15 protein-coding genes are annotated in these 16,219 nt (G+C 71.7%); 6 read left to right on the forward strand and 9 right to left on the reverse strand.

Going from position 1 to position 16,219, the window contains the following annotated elements; genetic code table 11:
* The first annotated feature begins 20 nt into the window (after positions 1 to 20).
* Positions 21 to 1,487 (forward strand): LCP family protein, encoded by a 1,467-nt coding sequence (locus tag ABZY33_RS27775; RefSeq protein ID WP_356494417.1) that lies wholly within the window; start codon positions 21 to 23, stop codon positions 1,485 to 1,487.
* 22 nt (positions 1,488 to 1,509) lie between these two features.
* On the opposite strand, the gene ABZY33_RS27780 is transcribed toward ABZY33_RS27775, so the two are convergent.
* A complete protein-coding gene (locus tag ABZY33_RS27780) occupies positions 1,510 to 2,085 on the reverse strand; it encodes an acyl-CoA thioesterase (RefSeq protein ID WP_356494418.1) in 576 nt (191 codons plus the stop codon).
* A 107-nt stretch (positions 2,086 to 2,192) separates the two neighbouring features.
* Between ABZY33_RS27780 and ABZY33_RS27785 the strand changes: the two genes are divergently transcribed.
* The gene (locus ABZY33_RS27785; protein ID WP_356494419.1) at positions 2,193 to 3,476 is read left to right on the forward strand and encodes an LCP family protein; all 1,284 of its coding nucleotides are present in this window, start codon (positions 2,193 to 2,195) and stop codon (positions 3,474 to 3,476) included.
* 12 nt (positions 3,477 to 3,488) lie between these two features.
* On the opposite strand, the gene ABZY33_RS27790 is transcribed toward ABZY33_RS27785, so the two are convergent.
* Together ABZY33_RS27790 and ABZY33_RS27795 are read right to left on the reverse strand one after the other, a co-directional pair.
* A complete protein-coding gene (locus ABZY33_RS27790) occupies positions 3,489 to 3,917 on the reverse strand; it encodes a hypothetical protein (protein ID WP_356494420.1) in 429 nt (142 codons plus the stop codon).
* A gap of 150 nt (positions 3,918 to 4,067) precedes the next feature.
* The gene (locus ABZY33_RS27795) at positions 4,068 to 5,246 is read right to left on the reverse strand and encodes an acyl-CoA dehydrogenase family protein (RefSeq protein WP_356494421.1); all 1,179 of its coding nucleotides are present in this window, start codon (positions 5,244 to 5,246) and stop codon (positions 4,068 to 4,070) included.
* A gap of 179 nt (positions 5,247 to 5,425) precedes the next feature.
* Between ABZY33_RS27795 and ABZY33_RS27800 the strand changes: the two genes are divergently transcribed.
* Together ABZY33_RS27800 and ABZY33_RS27805 are read left to right on the forward strand one after the other, a co-directional pair.
* On the forward strand, positions 5,426 to 6,751 hold the full coding sequence (locus ABZY33_RS27800; RefSeq protein WP_356494422.1) for a UDP-glucose/GDP-mannose dehydrogenase family protein: 1,326 nt from the start codon (positions 5,426 to 5,428) through the stop codon (positions 6,749 to 6,751).
* Positions 6,752 to 6,878: 127 nt separating this feature from the next.
* Positions 6,879 to 7,244, forward strand: coding sequence for a VOC family protein (locus tag ABZY33_RS27805; protein ID WP_356494423.1), 366 nt, complete (start codon positions 6,879 to 6,881; stop codon positions 7,242 to 7,244).
* Between the two features lie 22 nt (positions 7,245 to 7,266).
* Here the strand turns inward: ABZY33_RS27805 and ABZY33_RS27810 are convergent, their stop codons facing one another.
* From ABZY33_RS27810 to ABZY33_RS27825, 4 genes are all read right to left on the reverse strand, one after another.
* Positions 7,267 to 8,337, reverse strand: a complete 1,071-nt coding sequence (locus ABZY33_RS27810; RefSeq protein WP_356494424.1) for a membrane dipeptidase — start codon at positions 8,335 to 8,337, stop codon at positions 7,267 to 7,269.
* 125 nt (positions 8,338 to 8,462) lie between these two features.
* A complete protein-coding gene (locus ABZY33_RS27815) occupies positions 8,463 to 9,650 on the reverse strand; it encodes a dipeptidase (RefSeq protein WP_356494425.1) in 1,188 nt (395 codons plus the stop codon).
* A gap of 17 nt (positions 9,651 to 9,667) precedes the next feature.
* Positions 9,668 to 10,210: a 5-(carboxyamino)imidazole ribonucleotide mutase gene (gene purE, locus ABZY33_RS27820; protein ID WP_356494426.1), complete on the reverse strand. Its 543-nt coding sequence runs from the start codon at positions 10,208 to 10,210 to the stop codon at positions 9,668 to 9,670.
* A complete protein-coding gene (locus ABZY33_RS27825) occupies positions 10,207 to 11,358 on the reverse strand; it encodes a 5-(carboxyamino)imidazole ribonucleotide synthase (protein WP_356494427.1) in 1,152 nt (383 codons plus the stop codon). Before ABZY33_RS27825 ends, purE begins: the two co-directional genes overlap by 4 nt.
* A 172-nt stretch (positions 11,359 to 11,530) precedes the next feature.
* Between ABZY33_RS27825 and ABZY33_RS27830 the strand changes: the two genes are divergently transcribed.
* Entirely contained in the window at positions 11,531 to 12,085 is a 555-nt protein-coding gene (locus tag ABZY33_RS27830; RefSeq protein WP_356494428.1) for a GtrA family protein, read from the forward strand.
* Here the strand turns inward: ABZY33_RS27830 and ABZY33_RS27835 are convergent.
* Positions 12,082 to 13,359, reverse strand: a complete 1,278-nt coding sequence (locus ABZY33_RS27835; RefSeq protein ID WP_356494429.1) for an ATP-binding protein — start codon at positions 13,357 to 13,359, stop codon at positions 12,082 to 12,084. The two genes, ABZY33_RS27830 and ABZY33_RS27835, sit on opposite strands and share 4 nt — an antisense overlap.
* A gap of 65 nt (positions 13,360 to 13,424) precedes the next feature.
* Positions 13,425 to 14,102: a response regulator transcription factor gene (locus tag ABZY33_RS27840; protein WP_356494430.1), complete on the reverse strand. Its 678-nt coding sequence runs from the start codon at positions 14,100 to 14,102 to the stop codon at positions 13,425 to 13,427.
* A gap of 516 nt (positions 14,103 to 14,618) precedes the next feature.
* On the opposite strand from ABZY33_RS27840, the gene ABZY33_RS27845 reads away from it, so the two are divergent.
* Complete coding sequence (locus tag ABZY33_RS27845) at positions 14,619 to 16,118, forward strand: oligopeptide:H+ symporter (RefSeq protein ID WP_356494431.1); 1,500 nt, start codon at positions 14,619 to 14,621, stop codon at positions 16,116 to 16,118.
* Positions 16,119 to 16,219: the final 101 nt, after the last annotated feature.

Raw genomic sequence — 16,219 nt, forward strand, 5'->3', positions numbered from 1 at the left:
TACGCGGAGGTGCCCCCCACATGCCCACGCCGCCCCGCTCGCCCGGCCGTCCGAACCGCCCGCCCCGGCCCCCGGGGGGCGGCCGTCCGGCCGAGCCGCTGCGCCGGCGCAGACCCCGCTGGGCGATGCGGCTGGCGACGACCGTCTCGGTGACGGTGCTGGCCGCGGCGGGTATCGGGCACGTGCTCGTCTCCGGCCTGGACACCGGGATCGTGCGGATCGACCCCTTCAAGGACATGAAGAACCGCCCGGCCGCCGGGCACGGCATGAACGTCCTGCTGGTCGGCACCGACGGCCGCGACAAGATCACCGAGGCGGAGCGGCAGAAGTACCGGCTGGGCGGGGCCCCCTGCCACTGCACCGACACGATCATGATCGTGCACATCTCGGCCGACCACGAGCGCGCCTCCGTGGTCTCCCTGCCCCGTGACTCGTACGCCATGATGCCGCCGCACACCGACCAGAACAGCGGCGATACGCACCGCGCGCACCCGGTGAAGATCAACGCGGCCTACGCGGAGGGCGGGCCGCAGCTGACCGTCCGTACCGTCGAGGACATGACGCACGTCAAGATCGACCACTATCTGGAGGTCGACTTCACCAGCTTCATGAAGACGGTCGACGAGCTGGGCGGCGTCGAGGTCTGCACGACCCACCCCCTCCGGGACTCCTACACCGGTCTCGACCTGAGCGCGGGCACCCACCGCCTGGACGGCGGCCAGGCGCTGCAGTACGTACGCTCCCGGCACACGGACGGCGCGGGCGACCTCGGCCGGATGCAGCGCCAGCAGCGCTTCCTGGCGTCGCTGATCTCCCGGACGGCCTCGTCCGGGGTGCTGCTCAATCCGGTCAGGTTCAGTGCGCTCGCCCGTACGCTGCTCGGCTCCGTCCGCGCGGACCAGGGGTTCGGGACGCGGGAGATGGTCGACCTGGCCCGGGCGATGCGCTCGTTCACGCCGTCCTCGTCCGAGTTCACGACCGTGCCGGTCGGGAACATCGACTACGAGGTGCCGGGCATCGGCTCCACCGTGAAGTGGGACGAGGAGAAGGCCGGAAAGCTCTTCCAGGCGCTCCGGGACGACCGGCCGCTCGACGCGCGCCGCCACCGCAAGAAGGCGACCGTCGTCGACGTGTCGCCGGAGCAGATCCGGGTCCAGGTGGAGAACGCGACGATGACGGCGGGGCTCGGCCAGAAGGCCGACGCCGCGTTGCAGGCCACGCGGTTCCGCACGACCGGGGCGCCGGTCAACGCGGTGGACCGCGCCGCGAAGCAGACCGTCGTGCTGTACGACCCCGGGTGGGACCGCTCGGCGTCCGCGCTGGCCACCGCGTTGCCCGGGGCGAAGCTGGTGCCGGTGCCGGGCCAGGGGCCGGTGCTGAAGGTCCGGGTGGGGGCCGACTACGCGGGGGTCCGCCGGGTCCGGGCCGAGGACCCCAACCAGGGCGAGTCCGGGGTGGTCACCGGGGACGAGGTGGCCTGCGGCTGAGGCTTGCGGGGTGCTCCCGGGCTCAGTTGCCGTCGCTGCCGCCGTCGCCGGACGGGCTGGAGCTGGGGTCGGGGTTCTGGGCGCGGAGTTCCTTGATGGCCCGGCGCCGGGCCAGGCGGTGCTGGCGGCGGATCTGGGCCTCCTGGTAGCGGCGCCGGTCCCGGTCGTTCCCGGGGATGACCGGGGGGACGGTGCGCGGCTTGCCGTCCGCATCCACCGCGGCGAAGACGAGGTACGCCGAGCCGACCTGCTGCGCGGGCGTCGACTCGTTCCAGCGCTCCGCCAGGACGCGTACGCCGATCTCCATGGAGGTCCGGCCGACCCAGTTGACCTGCGCCTTCACATGGACGAGGTCGCCCACGCGGACCGGCTCAAGGAACGCCATCTCGTCCATGGAGGCCGTCACGGCCGGGCCGCCGGAGTGCCGGCCCGCCACCGCGCCGGCCGCGTCGTCCACAAGTTTCATGATCACACCGCCGTGCACCGTACCCAGGAGGTTGGTGTCGTTGTGCGTCATGATGTGCGACAACGTCGTACGGGAAGCTGCGGTCGGCTTGCCCGGAATGTCGGATTCCGTGCCGTGGGCCTGGTCTGTCATGCCACCTACCCTATGCGCGGCCGGATTGTGTCAGCTCTGCAACAGCCGTGGCCCGATTCGCCGACCGCTCTTGTAAGGCACACAGGGCCGCACGGCACACTTGCCCCATGAGCGATTGGCCCCAGGGGCGGAGCGACCGGCAGGGCGGCGGCAGCCGTGACGGCTACGGCCGCGGCAGCGCGAGCGCACGCCCCGAGGGGGCCCGTGTCATGCCGCATGTGCAGCGACCGGTACCGCAGCAGCAGTCCCGGCCCGACTACGACGACGGGTACGACCCGTCCGCCGGCCCGGGCTACGACAGCGGGTACAACACCGGACAGGTCTACGGCCAGCCCAGCCGCGCCCACGGCGGCGGTGGGGGCGGCGACGGCTACGGTCCGCCCGTGGGACGTTCCGCGCGCCCCGCGCCGAACTGGCGCAAGCGCATCAAATGGACCGCCATCACCGTGGTCGCCGTGGTCGTGGTGACGAGCGTCTCCACGTACTTCTGGGCCGACTCCAAGCTCCACCGGGACGTCGACCTCTCCAAGGTCATCGACCGGCCGGACGCGGGCGACGGGACCAACTACCTGATCGTCGGCACCGACAGCCGCGAGGGCATGTCCGACGCGCAGAAGAAGGAGCTGCACACCGGCTCCGCCGAGGGCAAGCGCACGGACACCATGATGATCCTGCACGTCGGGAGCAACGGGGACACGCTCGTCTCCCTGCCCCGCGACTCGAACGTCACGATCCCGAGCTTCAAGGGCGCCGAGTCCGGCAAGCTCTACCCGGGCACCGGCCGCCAGGTGAAGCTGAACGCGGCCTACGCCGAGGACGGCCCCGAACTCCTGGTGCGCACCGTCGAGTCCAACACGGGGCTGCACATCGACCACTACGCGGAGATCGGCTTCGGCGGGTTCGCGAGCATCGTGGACGCGGTCGGCGGCGTCGAGATGAACCTGAAGGAAGGGTTCAAGGACAAGTGGTCCGGCGCCGACTTCAAGGCGGGCAAGCAGACCCTGACCGGTCAGCAGGCCCTCGCCTTCGTCCGCACCCGGCACGCCTTCGCCGCCTCCGACCTCCAGCGCACCAAGAACCAGCAGGCGTTCCTCGCGGCCCTCGCCCACAAGGTGGCGGCCCCCTCGACCGTCATGAACCCCTTCAAGCTCTACCCGACGCTCGGCGCGGGCCTGGACTCGCTCGTCGTCGACAAGGACATGAGCCTGTGGAACCTGGCCTCCATGTTCATGGCGATGAAGTCGGTCTCCGGCGGCGACGGTGACGGCACGTCGATGAACATGCCGACGAACGGCTCGGTCGGCGGCAACCTCCTGTGGGACAAGACCAAGGTCAAGCAGCTCGTCGACCAGTTCAACCACGACGAGAAGGTCACGGTCTCCGGCAACTGAGACCCGGGGCGTTCACCCGTTGCCGTAGTCCTCGAACAGGTCGCCGATGAGCGCGAGAAGGGCGTCTGCCCGGCGACGGTCCTCGCGCTGGGCAAGCAAGGCCTCGTGGAGGGTCCGCAGACGTTCCACGGCCGACAGTCGAGTCGCCTGGGTGGCGGGAGCCGGGTCGGGGGCGCCGAACCCGCTGGTCAGGTACTGGACAGGGTCGGTCAGGCTCCAGCCGACGACGGTGCCGTCCTGGACGAGCAGCGCCACGTCCTGCGCGATCCCGATACGGGCCTCCAACGGCTTGTCCAGGACGTCGAGGTCGCGGAGGCAGGTGAGCACGCTGTCACCCGCGCCACGGCAGAGCTCCGTGGCCACCCCCAGGCTGAAGTCACGTGCCTCGTCCGCGCGCAGCCCGCCGCCGGACATCGGGACCAGCAGAACCGAACGCCTCATCTCACCGATGAGGGCGCGCGGGTCTCCGACGCCCCTGCGCCGGTCCGTGATCTGTTCGGCGAGCGCTGATCTCGGCTGCTCCCCTGCCGCCCCGCCCACACACGTACGCCCCCACCGGCACGGGCAGGGGCGTGTGTGGACGGAGCGGGTCTACGGCAGGTTGCGCGCCATCACGATGCGCTGGACCTGGTTCGTGCCCTCGTAGATCTGGGTGATCTTCGCGTCGCGCATCATGCGCTCCACCGGGTAGTCGCGGGTGTAGCCGTAGCCGCCGAGGAGCTGGACCGCGTCCGTCGTGACCTCCATCGCCACGTCCGAGGCGAAGCACTTGGCCGCGGCGCCCTGGAAGGTGAGGTCGCCCTCGCGGCCGCCCGCGGCGACGCGCTCCGACTTGGCCGCCGCCGCGTACGTGAGCTGGCGGGCCGCCTCGATCTTCATGGCCATGTCGGCGAGCATGAACTGGATGCCCTGGAAGTCGGCGATCGGCTTGCCGAACTGCTTGCGCTCGCGGACGTAGCCCTTGGCGTAGTCCAGGGCGCCCTGCGCGACGCCGAGCGCCTGCGCGGCGATGGTGATGCGGGTGTGGTCGAGGGTCTTCATCGCCGTGGCGAAGCCGGTGCCCTCCGCGCCGATCATGCGGTCCGCGGGGATGCGGACGTTGTCGAGGTAGACCTCGCGGGTCGGCGAGCCCTTGATGCCGAGCTTCTTCTCCGGGGCGCCGAAGGAGACGCCCGCGTCGGACTTCTCGACGACGAAGGCCGAGATGCCCTTCGAGCGCTTGTCGGGGTCGGTGACGGCCATGACCGTGTAGTACTCGGAGACGCCCGCGTTGGTGATCCAGCGCTTCACGCCGTTCAGCACCCAGAAGTCGCCGTCGCGCACCGCGCGCGTCTTCATGCCGGCCGCGTCCGAACCGGCGTCCGGCTCGGAGAGGCAGTAGGAGAACATGCCGTCGCCCTTGGCGAGCGGGCCCAGGTACTTCTTCTTCAGCTCCTCGGAGCCGGAGAGGATGACCGGCAGGGAGCCCAGCTTGTTGACGGCCGGGATGAGGGAGGACGAGACGCAGGCGCGCGCGACCTCCTCGATGACGATCACGGTGGCGAGCGCGTCGGCGCCCGAGCCGCCGTACTCCTCGGGGACGTGGACGGCGTGCAGGTCGTTCGCGACGAGGGCGTCGTGGGCCTCCTGCGGGAAGCGGGCCTCCTCGTCGACCGCGGCGGCGTACGGCGCGATCTTCGTCTCGGCCAGCGCGCGGATGGCCTCGCGGAGCATGTCGTGCTCCTCGGACGGGCGGTACAGGTCGAACTCCGTGGAAGCCGATCCGGCCAAGGTGACTCACGCTCCAAGCGATGCTAATTACCGTTAAGTAACCCGAATTTTAGGTCTCCGCTCACGCGAGGGATACGTGAGCTGTGCGACAGCGGGGAAGCTGCCCGCTGAAGGCCCTGCGTAAGCCCCGACTATGCTCGACCAGCGCACGCAAGCCCCACACCTCTGGAGCCCCCGTTATGGCCCTCAAGATCACCGTGATCGGTACCGGTTACCTCGGTGCCACGCATGCCGCGGCCATGGCCGAGCTGGGTTTCGAGGTGGTCGGCCTGGATGTCGTCCCCGAGAAGATCGAGATGCTCACGCGGGGCGAGGTCCCGATGTACGAGCCCGGTCTGGAGGAGCTGCTGCGCCGGCACGTCGCCGGGATCGAGGGGTCCACCGGGCGGCTGCGCTTCACGATGGACTTCGCCGAGGCCGCCGGCTTCGGCGACGTGCACTTCGTCTGCGTGAACACGCCGCAGAAGCACGGCGAGTACGCGTGCGACATGAGCTACGTGGACTCCGCCTTCGCCTCGCTGGCGCCGCACGTGCGGCCGGGCGCGCTCGTCGTCGGCAAGTCGACCGTGCCGGTCGGCTCGGCGCAGCGGCTGGCCGCGCTGCTGCCGGAGGGCGTGGAGCTGGCGTGGAACCCGGAGTTCCTGCGGGAGGGGTTCGCGGTGAACGACACGCTGCACCCGGACCGCATCGTGATCGGCGTCGGCAGCGAGCGGGCCGAGAAGCTGCTGCGGGACGTGTACGCGACGCCGCTCGGTGAGGGCACGCCGCTGGTGGTGACGGACTTCCCGACGGCCGAGCTGGTCAAGACGGCGGCGAACTCGTTCCTGGCCACGAAGATCTCCTTCATCAACGCGATGGCGGAGGTCTGCGAGGCGGCCGGCGGGGACGTCGCCAAGCTGGCCGAGGCGATCGGCTACGACGACCGGATCGGGCACAAGTTCCTGCGGGCCGGGATCGGGTTCGGCGGCGGCTGCCTGCCCAAGGACATCCGGGCGTTCATGGCGCGCGCCGGTGAGCTGGGCGCCGACCAGGCGCTGACGTTCCTGCGCGAGATCGACTCCGTGAACATGCGGCGGCGCGGGGCGATGGTGGAGATGGCGCGGGAGGCGCTGGGCGGCGGCGCGTTCCTGGGCAAGCGGGTCGCGGTGCTCGGCGCGGCCTTCAAGCCGGACTCCGACGACGTGCGGGACTCGCCCGCGCTGAACGTGGCCGGGCAGATCCACCTCCAGGGCGGCCAGGTGACGGTGTACGACCCGAAGGGCATGGCGAACGCGCGCCGGCTCTTCCCGACGCTCGGGTACGCGGAGTCGGCCCTTGAGGCGGTGCGGGGCGCGGATGTCGTGCTGCACCTGACGGAGTGGCGGGAGTTCCGGGAGCTGGACCCGGCGGAGCTGGGCGCGGTCGCGTCGGCCCGGGTGCTGCTGGACGGGCGCAACGCGCTGGACGCCGCCGCCTGGCGGGAGGCCGGGTGGACGTACCGGGCGATGGGGCGGCCCTCCGCGTAGCGGCTCCGTGCGGCCCGCCCGGGGCGTGGGCCGGGCATGTCGCGCGCCGGGCCGCGGCCCGGGTGCGGCACCATGCGGTGGCAGCGTCACCGGCAGCAGTCCGTCACCGGCAACTCAAGGAGAAGCCATGGCCATCGCCAAGCTCGACGTCGTCGCCCTGGACTGTCCCGAGCCGCGCAAGCTCGCCGATTTCTACGCGGCGCTGCTCGGCGGGGCCCTCGTCGACGACGAGGCGGAGAACGGCTGGGTCGTGCTGAGCACGCCGGGCGGGCGGCTCGCGTTCCAGGAGTCGCCCGGGTACCGGCCGCCGGTCTGGCCGTCGACCGAGCACGGGCAGCAACTGCACCTGGACCTGACCGTGGAGGACCTGGACCGGGCGGAGAAGGAGGTGCTCGCGCTCGGCGCGACGGCGCTCGACACCGAGGACCGCTCCCGCTCCTGGCGGGTCTACGCCGACCCGGTCGGGCACCCGTTCTGCCTCTGCGCCGGCTGAGCCGGGCGCCGCGCCGGGCCGGTCAGCGCCGGGCCGTCGGCGGGCTCTGGCGCTGCCGCGCGGCCCGCGAGGTGAACTCGGTGCCGCGCAGCACCCGCTGGACGTTGCCCCAGGTGAGCAGCGCGATGTCCGGCTCCGGCCAGCCCCGCTCGGTCAGCTCCGTGACCAGCGCCGGGTAGCCGGTGGCGTCGCCGAGTCCCTCGGGGTGCGCCTCCCCGCTGTCGTGCATCCCGGAGAGCCCGACCGCGTCGGGTCCGGCGATGCGGCGTACGTGGTCGAGGTGGTCGGCGAGGTCGCGCAGGGCGGGGCCGGTCCGCTGCGCCGAGCAGGGCACCAGGCACAGGCCGCGGTTGGCGCCGAGGACCGTCAGCAGTTCGTCCGAGGCGTTGTCCGGGTGGTCGTTGAGGGCGGCGGCGCCGGAGCGGGTGAGGACCACCGGGGCCTGGGAGATGTCGATGACGCGGACCGCGGTCACCGCGGAGGTCCCGGTGAGGTCGATGAGCATGCCGAGCCGGTTCAGCTCCCGGACCATCTGCTCGCCGAAGGGCGTCAGCCCGGTGTCGTGCGGCGCCCACCGCGCGTCGCTCAGCGACATCGCCCGCAGTCCGAGCACGTGCAGGGCGCGCAGGGTGCCGAGCGAGTCGCCCGCCGCGGCGGCCGGGGCCGGGCCGATGACGACGGCGATCCGGCCGTGCGCGCGGGCGTCGGCGGTCTCGGACGCGGAGCCGGCGAGGCGCAGCCCCTCGGGGTAGCGGTGCACGACCTGGTGGACGAGGTCGATCTGTTCCAGGGCCGAGGTGACCGGGCGGTCGGGCTGCAGGTGCAGCGCCCACAGCTGGGCGCCGACGCGGCCCCGGCGCAGCCGCGGCAGGTCGGTCTCCACGGCGTACTCGCCCGGTTCCAGGTCGTACCAGGGCAGCCCGCTCAGGGTGCCGGGCAGAGCGCAGTAGCCGTCCGCCACGGGGGCGCGGGCGAGCAGGTCGTGGGCCGGCCCCGGGCCGGGCCCGGGGGACGGGGGGCCGGCCGGCGCGGCAGGGGCGTCGAGCTCGCCCGCTTCCGCGGTGACGTTCAGTTCGTCCTGCAGGTCTGCCATGACACGGCTCCGGCCAGAAGGGTGGGGACAGGCGTCCACCCACCGTGGCACGGGTGCCGGGCCCGCTCGCGGCGAGCGGCTCCGTTCGGGGGAGCCGCTGCGCCGAACGGGGCGCGGAGCGGGTCTCAGCCGTCCAGCTGCTCCAGCGTGGCGTTCGACGGGCCGCGCCGCGTCCGCAGGTCGCGGGCGACGTCCTCGGCGGCGCCCAGCACCCGCACCGCGTTGCCCCAGGTCAGCTTGGCGAGATCGGCGGTGGACCAGCCGCGGGTGAGCAGCTCGGCGATCAGGTTCGGGTAGCCGGAGACGTCGTCGAGGCCGTCCGGGGTGAAGGCCGTGCCGTCGTAGTCGCCGCCGATGCCGATGTGGTCGACGCCGGCGACCTCGCGCATGTGGTCGAGGTGGTCGGCGACGGTCGCCACAGTGGCGACCGGGCGGGGCGTGGACTCCTCGAAGGCGCGGTGCAGCTTCATCGCCTCGGGCGAGGAGTCCAGGTGGTGGAAGCCGTGCGCGCGCAGGTTGTCGTCGGCGGCCGCGGTCCAGTCGACGGCGGCCTGGAGGACGAACTTGGGCACGAAGGTCGCCATCGCCACTCCCCCGTTGCCGGGGAGCCGCTCCAGGACGTCGTCGGGGATGTTGCGCGGGTGGTCGCAGACGGCGCGGGCCGAGGAGTGCGAGAAGATCACCGGCGCCTCGGTGGTGTCGAGGGCCGCGCGCATCGTGGTGGCGGCGACGTGCGAGAGGTCGACGAGCATGCCCTCGCGGTTCATCTCGCGCACGACCTCGCGGCCGAAGGCCGACAGGCCGCCGACGCCGGGCTCGTCCGTCGCGGAGTCCGCCCACGCGATGTTGTCGTTGTGGGTGAGCGTCATGTAGCGCACGCCGAGCGTGTACAGCGCCCGCAGCGTGGCCAGCGAGTTGTTGATCGAGTGGCCGCCCTCGGCGCCCTTGAGGGAGGCGATACGGCCCTGCGCGCGGGCCGCTTCCATGTCCGCCGCGGTCAGGGCGGCCCGCAGGTCGCCCGGGTAGCGCGCGATCAGCTGGTCGACGCAGTCGATCTGCTCCAGGGTGGCGCTGACCGCCGCGTCGCCGGTCAGGTCGGTGCGGACGTACACCGACCAGAACTGGGCGCCGACACCGCCGGACCGCAGCCGGGCCAGGTCGGTGTGGAGGTGGGCGCTCTGGTCGGCGGCGATGTCGCGCCGGCCGATGTCGTAGGCGACCTGCTCGCGCAGCGCCCACGGCAGGTCGTTGTGCCCGTCGGCCACGGGGAACTCCGCGAGGACCGCCCGGGCCCGCGCCAGTGCGTCCGTCATGCCGTCCGTCTCCCCGCTCACTTGCCGAAGCCGAAACCGGCGCCGGCGCTCTCGACCTTGTTCCGCAGGCGCTTGCCCTTCTCGGTGGCCTGGTCGTTCAGCTCCTGCTGGAACTCCCGCATCCGGCCGAGGAGTTCCTCGTCGTGCGCGGCGAGCATGCGGGCGGCGAGCAGCCCCGCGTTGCGCGCGCCGCCGACCGAGACGGTGGCGACCGGGACACCGGCCGGCATCTGCACGATGGACAGCAGCGAGTCCATGCCGTCGAGGTACTTCAGCGGCACGGGCACGCCGATGACCGGCAGCGGCGTCACCGAGGCGAGCATGCCGGGCAGGTGGGCGGCGCCGCCCGCGCCCGCGACGATCGCCTTGAGGCCGCGCCCGGCGGCGTGCTCGCCGTAGGCGATCATCTCGTGCGGCATCCGGTGCGCGGAGACGACGTCGACCTCGTAGGGGATCTCGAACTCGGCGAGGGCTTTCGCCGCCGCCTCCATGACGGGCCAGTCGGAGTCCGACCCCATGACGATGCCGACGACGGGACCGGACTGGCTCGCGGCGCTCATTCGGTGATCGTGCCCTTCAGGTATCCGGCTGCGTGACGGGCGCGGTCGAGGACCTCGTCCAGGTCGTCGCCGTAGGTGTTGACGTGGCCGACCTTGCGGCCGGGCTTCACGTCCTTGCCGTACATGTGGATCTTCAGCTGCGGGTCGCGGGCCATGCAGTGCAGGTAGGCGCTGTACATGTCCGGGAAGTCGCCGCCCAGGACGTTGCACATCACGGTCCAGGGGGCGCGCGGGCGCGGGTCGCCGAGGGGGAGGTCGAGGACGGCGCGGACGTGGTTGGCGAACTGCGAGGTGATCGCGCCGTCCTGGGTCCAGTGGCCGCTGTTGTGCGGGCGCATCGCCAGTTCGTTGACGAGGATGCCGGGCTTCCCGTCGGGTCCGCGGGTCTCGAAGAGTTCGACGGCGAGGTGGCCGACGACGTCCAGCTCCTTGGCGACGCGCAGCGCCAGCTCCTGCGCCGCGCCCGCGAGCGCCTCGTCCAGGCCGGGGGCGGGGGCGATCACCGTGTCGCAGACGCCGTCGACCTGCTGGGACTCGACGACGGGGTAGGCGACGGCCTGGCCGTGCGGCGAGCGCACGACGTTCGCCGCCAGCTCCCGGACGAAGTCGACCTTCTCCTCGGCCAGGACCGGCACGCCCGCCTTGAAGGGCTCGGCGGCGTCCGCCTCGGAGCGCACGAACCACACGCCCTTGCCGTCGTAGCCGCCGCGCACCGTCTTGAGGATGACGGGGAAGCCGTCGCCCTCGGCGGCGAACGCGGCGACGTCCGCCGCGTCCGTCACCAGGCGGTGGCGCGGACACGGCACGCCGAGCGCGGTGAGCTTCGCGCGCATCTCGCCCTTGTCCTGGGCGTAGAGCAGCGCGTGCGGGCCCGGGCGGACGGGGACGCCGTCCGCCTCCAGGGCCCGCAGATGCTCGGTGGGCACGTGTTCGTGATCGAAGGTGATCACGTCACAGCCGCGCGCGAACTCGCGCAGCGTCTCCAGGTCGCGGTAGTCGCCGACGACGACCTCGCCGACGACCTGCGCCGCGGAATCCAGTGGAGTGTCACTGAGGAGCTTGAACCTGATGCCGAGCGGGATGCCCGCCTCGTGTGTCATACGAGCGAGCTGCCCCCCGCCGACCATGCCGACTACCGGGAACGTCACGCCTCCAGGGTATCGGCCGTTCGGCCGGTGCCCGCACGGCCTCCACCTTGTAGGAACGTCCACAGCCGTGGTCGCCGGGCGGTCCGGGGAGCGCGTGGTTAGCATGGCGGGGTCGGTTCTCACGGGCCGCGCGACCACATCGACGGGGACGACGGGGGCTGAGGCGACCACTATGAAGGCGACCACCGGTCGACATTCCGCGCGGCGAGCGAGCGGTCCGGGGCGCCTGGGCGCGCTGCGGATCCGCTTCGACGCCCTGGCCCGCGAGATCGCCAAGTTCGGCGTCGTCGGCGCCCTGGGCGTCCTCGTGAACTTCGCGGTCTTCAACCTGATGCGCCACGGCACGGACCTCCAGGTCGTGCGGGCCAGCGTGATCGCGACCGTCGTCTCCATCGTCTTCAACTACGTGGGGTTCCGGTACTTCACCTACCGCGACCGCGACAAGGGCGGACGCGCGAAGGAACTCACGCTGTTCCTCCTGTTCAGCGCGGTCGGCCTGGTGATCGAGAACGGCGTCCTGTACGTGGCGACGTACAGCTTCCACTGGGACAGCCAGCTGCAGAGCAACGTCTTCAAGTTCCTCGGCATGGGCCTCGCGACCCTGTTCCGCTTCTGGTCCTACCGGACCTGGGTCTTCAAGGCGCTGCCCGCCCGGGAGACGGTGGCCCGTGCCGAATCGTTCCTGGAGGACCCGGAGGCGCCGCCCGTGCACCGGGTGAAGCCCTAGCGGACCGTCTCCGGGTCCGTGCCGTCCGCCGGTTTCTTCGGCGGCGTGCGCGACAGGAACAGGCCGAAGACCGGCGGGGAGGCCTGGAGCATCTCCAGGCGGCCGCCGTCGGCCTCGGCGAGGTCGCGGGCGACCGCGAGGCCGATCCCCGTCGAGTTCCGGCCGCTGATCGTCCGCTCGAAGATCCGCGAACCCAGCTCGGAGGGGACGCCCGGGCCCTCGTCCGTGACCTCGATGACCGTCTGGTTGCCGGTGACGCGGGTGCGCAGGGCGACGGTGCCGCCGCCGTGCATCAGCGAGTTCTCGATCAGCGCGGCGAGGACCTGGGCCACCGCGCCCGGCGTGCCGACCGCCGTGAGGTGGCCCTTGCCCGAAGAGACGATGGCCCGGCCCGCGCTGCGGTAGGCCGGGCGCCACTCCTCCAGCTGCTGTTTGATGACCTCGTCGAGATCGAAGGTGACGGCCGAACCGGTGCGCGGGTCACGGGAGTTGGTGAGCAGCCGCTCGACGACGTCGGTGAGCCGCTCGACCTGTGCGAGCGCGATCGTCGCCTCTTCCTTCACCTCGGCCAGGTCGTCGGTCATGGTGATCTCCTCCAGGCGCATCGACAGCGCCGTCAGCGGCGTGCGCAGCTGGTGCGAGGCGTCGGCGGCGAGCCTGCGCTCGGCGGTCAGCATGCGGGCGATGCGCTCGGCGGAGCCGTCGAGCACGTCGGCGACGCGGTCCAGCTCGGGCACCCCGTACCGCTTGTGCCGTGGGCGCGGGTCCCCGGAGCCGAGCCGCTCCGCGGTGGAGGCGAGGTCGGTGAGCGGGGAGGCGAGGCGGTTGGCCTGGCGCACGGCGAGCAGCACGGCGGCCACCACCGCGAGCAGCGCCACCCCCGCGATGATCAGCAGGGTCCGGCCGACCTCGCGGGTGACCGCCGAGCGCGGCTCCTCGACGGTGACCTTCTCGCCCCGCTCGCCCCTCGCGGTGTACGTGATGACGTCGCCGTCGGGCTCGGTGCCGAGGGCGATGGGGGCGCGGCCGGGGATGGCGACGGTCGCGTAGCGGTCCTCGAGGGCGACCTGGTCGGCGAGGATCTCACCGTTCACCTGCTCGCCGCTGAGCAGCCTGCTGTCGACGATGGAGGCGAGCCGGACCGCCTCGGACTCGACGCGGTCCTGGGCGCTGTTGCTGATGGTCCGGGTCTCCACGATGACCAGGGAGACACCGAAGACGGCGATCACCACCAGGACGACGGCGAGCGTGGAGTTGATGAGTCGGCGGCGCATGGGTTCAGTGTCCCGGATGCGGGGCCCGCGCCCGGGTCACCGCCGCCCGGCCGGGCGGGCTGCGCTCAGCTCTTCTCGAACCGGAAACCCACGCCGCGCACCGTCGCGATGTACCTCGGGTTCGCCGCGTCGTCGCCCAGCTTCTTCCTGAGCCAGGAGATGTGCATGTCGAGGGTCTTGGTCGAGGACCACCAAGTGGTGTCCCACACCTCGCGCATGAGCTGGTCGCGGGTGACGACCCGGCCCGCGTCGCGCACGAGGACCCGCAGCAGGTCGAACTCCTTGGCCGTGAGCTGGAGTTCCTCGTCGCCCATCCAGGCGCGGTGCGACTCGACGTCGATCCGCACGCCGTGCGTGGCCGGGGTCTCCTTGGGCTCGGCGGCGCCTCGGCGCAGCAGCGCCCGGACGCGGGCGAGCAGTTCGGCCAGGCGGAAGGGCTTGGTGACGTAGTCGTCGGCGCCGGCGTCGAGGCCGACGACCGTGTCGACCTCGTCGGCGCGGGCGGTGAGGATCAGGATCGGCACCGTGTGGCCCTCGGCGCGCAGCCGCCGGGCGACTTCGAGGCCGTCCATCCCGGGCAGGCCGAGGTCCAGGACGACGAGGTCGATGCTTCCCTGCAGTCCGGCGTCGACGGCGGTGGGTCCGTCCTCGCGGACTTCGACCTCGTACCCCTCCCGGCGCAGGGCGCGAGCCAGCGGCTCCGAGATGGACGCGTCGTCCTCGGCGAGCAGTACACGGGTCATGCAGTGATGGTAGTCCGCGCTGCGGGACGGCTGCGGGGTGATCGGCAAGAGCGCGCTGCGGGCCAAAGCGGAACCCTCACCTCCGGGTTCGCCTCCTTGGGCTCTGGGGTGCGATCCTTACGAACTCCTTCGATTCAGCGCGTCGGTTCCACCAGGGCCTGTGATCCATCTCTCAAGTCCTTCCATATGCACCACTGTCGTGTCGTATGGTGACGGAACGCCTGATGCACTAATGGGGGACCTGAGGAGCGCACCGCGCACCGACGGTCCCTTTCCTGTGTGAGCTGACCGCGGTCAGCATCGAAGGAACGACCTGTGGCCGGGCCCCGCGCGTGACGAAGCGTGCGAGGCGTGGATCCCGGGTCCGCCGTACCGCGTCCCGCACGACCCGTCGTGCGGGCACATCCCCCGGGCGTGGGGAGGACGGCAGGACTCCGGTGCCGGCCGTCCCCCACCCGGGCGCACGCCCCACCCCCACAAAGGACCGGCGGCGTCCCGAGCGAGCAAGGAACAACCATGGCGTCCAGCCTGACGAAGGAAGCCACCGCGCCTGTCGCCGGCGGCAAGTCCTTCCTTGGCCACCCCCTCGGCCTGGCCTTTCTGTTTCTGACGGAGATGTGGGAGCGGTACAGCTTCTACGGGATGCGGGCACTGCTCGTCCTGTACTTGTCGGCCGCCGTGGTCGACGGCGGCCTCGGCCTGAACGCCGGCACGGCGGTCGCGATCTACTCGGTCTACAACGCCCTGGTGTACCTGCTCGCCCTGCCGGGCGGCTGGCTCGGCGACCGGGTCTGGGGCCCGCGCAAGACCACCGCGGTCGGCGCCGCGATCATCATGGTCGGCCACTTCACGCTGGCGCTGCCCTCGGCCGGCACGTTCTACGCCGGTCTCGTGCTGATCGCCGTCGGTTCGGGTCTGCTCAAGGCCAACATCTCCACGATGGTCGGCCACCTGTACCCGGAGAAGAACGACCCGCGCCGTGACGGCGGCTTCTCGATCTTCTACATAGCCATCAACCTCGGTGCCTTCGCCGCCCCGCTGACGATCGGCACGATCGGCCAGAAGGTCGACTGGCACCTCGGGTTCGCCATGGCCGGTGTGGGCATGGCCCTCGGCCTGCTCTGCTTCGTCTTCGGCTTCCGCTTCCTGTCCGCCGAGTCGACGGTCGTGCCCTCGCCGCTGTCCGCGGCCGAGCGGACCGCGATCTGGAAGAAGGTCGGCCTGTGGGCCGCGCTCGCCGTCGTGTTCTACGGCGTCGTCGGCGGCGGCGGTCTCTTCACGGTCAACTGGATCCTGTGGCCGCTGACCGTCCTCGGCCTGCTGCTGCCGGTCTGGTACCTGGTCAAGATGAAGCGCGACCGCGAGCTGAGCGGCACCGAGCAGTCCCGGGTCTCCGCGTACATCTGGTTCTTCGTCGTCGCCGCCGTCTTCTGGGGCATCTTCGACCAGTCCGGCTCGACCCTGAACCTGTTCGCGCAGAACGACACCGCCAACTCGCTGTTCGGCTTCGACTTCCCCTCCAGCTGGTTCCAGTCGCTGAACTCGCTGTACGTGATGGCGTTCGCGCCGGTCTTCGCGTGGCTGTGGCTGGCGCTGAACCGGCGTGGCAAGGAGCCCGGCTCCCTCACGAAGTTCGCCAACGGCGTCTTCCTGATCGGTCTGTCCTTCTTCGTGATGATGCTGGCCCAGGCCGCCGCCTCCGGCGACGCCAAGGTCACGCCGCTGTGGCTGTGCGCGGTCTACCTGATCCAGACCATCGGTGAGCTGACGCTCTCCCCGGTCGGCCTGTCGCTCACCACCAAGCTGGCGCCGCAGAAGTACGGCTCGCAGATGATGGGCGTGTGGTTCCTCGCCGTCACCGCGGGCGACTCCGTCATCGCGCTGCTCCAGCTGGTCGGTGCGCCGACCGACAGCCAGTGGTGGTTCGCCTCGCAGGGTGCGCTGGCGGTCCTCGCCGGTGTCGCGGTCTTCATGTTCCGCCGCACGGTCAAGCCGCTCATGGGCGGCGTGCACTGACCGCGCGTCGCGCCTGACGCCGAGGGGGCCCGGCCTCATCAAGACGGTGCTCGCGCTGCGCGAAGGGCGGCTGCCCGCCACCCTCCACGTCGACCGGCCGA

It is taken from the genome of Streptomyces sp. NPDC006552 (assembly GCF_040611655.1).
Classification (GTDB): Bacteria; Actinomycetota; Actinomycetes; order Streptomycetales; family Streptomycetaceae; genus Streptomyces.

Excerpts from the sequence above, each read along its gene's own strand:
- ABZY33_RS27785 (WP_356494419.1), top strand. The coding sequence starts at position 2,193 with ATGAGCGATTGGCCCCAGGGGCGGAGCGACCGGCAGGGCGGCGGCAGC.
- purE (WP_356494426.1), bottom strand. The coding sequence starts at position 10,210 with ATGAGCGCCGCGAGCCAGTCCGGTCCCGTCGTCGGCATCGTCATGGGG.
- ABZY33_RS27840 (WP_356494430.1), bottom strand. The coding sequence starts at position 14,102 with ATGACCCGTGTACTGCTCGCCGAGGACGACGCGTCCATCTCGGAGCCG.
- ABZY33_RS27810 (WP_356494424.1), bottom strand. The coding sequence starts at position 8,337 with ATGGCAGACCTGCAGGACGAACTGAACGTCACCGCGGAAGCGGGCGAG.
- ABZY33_RS27805 (WP_356494423.1), top strand. The coding sequence starts at position 6,879 with ATGGCCATCGCCAAGCTCGACGTCGTCGCCCTGGACTGTCCCGAGCCG.
- ABZY33_RS27790 (WP_356494420.1), bottom strand. The coding sequence starts at position 3,917 with ATGAGGCGTTCGGTTCTGCTGGTCCCGATGTCCGGCGGCGGGCTGCGC.
- ABZY33_RS27835 (WP_356494429.1), bottom strand. The coding sequence starts at position 13,359 with ATGCGCCGCCGACTCATCAACTCCACGCTCGCCGTCGTCCTGGTGGTG.
- ABZY33_RS27845 (WP_356494431.1), top strand. The coding sequence starts at position 14,619 with ATGGCGTCCAGCCTGACGAAGGAAGCCACCGCGCCTGTCGCCGGCGGC.
- ABZY33_RS27775 (WP_356494417.1), top strand. The coding sequence starts at position 21 with ATGCCCACGCCGCCCCGCTCGCCCGGCCGTCCGAACCGCCCGCCCCGG.
- ABZY33_RS27830 (WP_356494428.1), top strand. The coding sequence starts at position 11,531 with ATGAAGGCGACCACCGGTCGACATTCCGCGCGGCGAGCGAGCGGTCCG.
- ABZY33_RS27800 (WP_356494422.1), top strand. The coding sequence starts at position 5,426 with ATGGCCCTCAAGATCACCGTGATCGGTACCGGTTACCTCGGTGCCACG.
- ABZY33_RS27815 (WP_356494425.1), bottom strand. The coding sequence starts at position 9,650 with ATGACGGACGCACTGGCGCGGGCCCGGGCGGTCCTCGCGGAGTTCCCC.
- ABZY33_RS27780 (WP_356494418.1), bottom strand. The coding sequence starts at position 2,085 with ATGACAGACCAGGCCCACGGCACGGAATCCGACATTCCGGGCAAGCCG.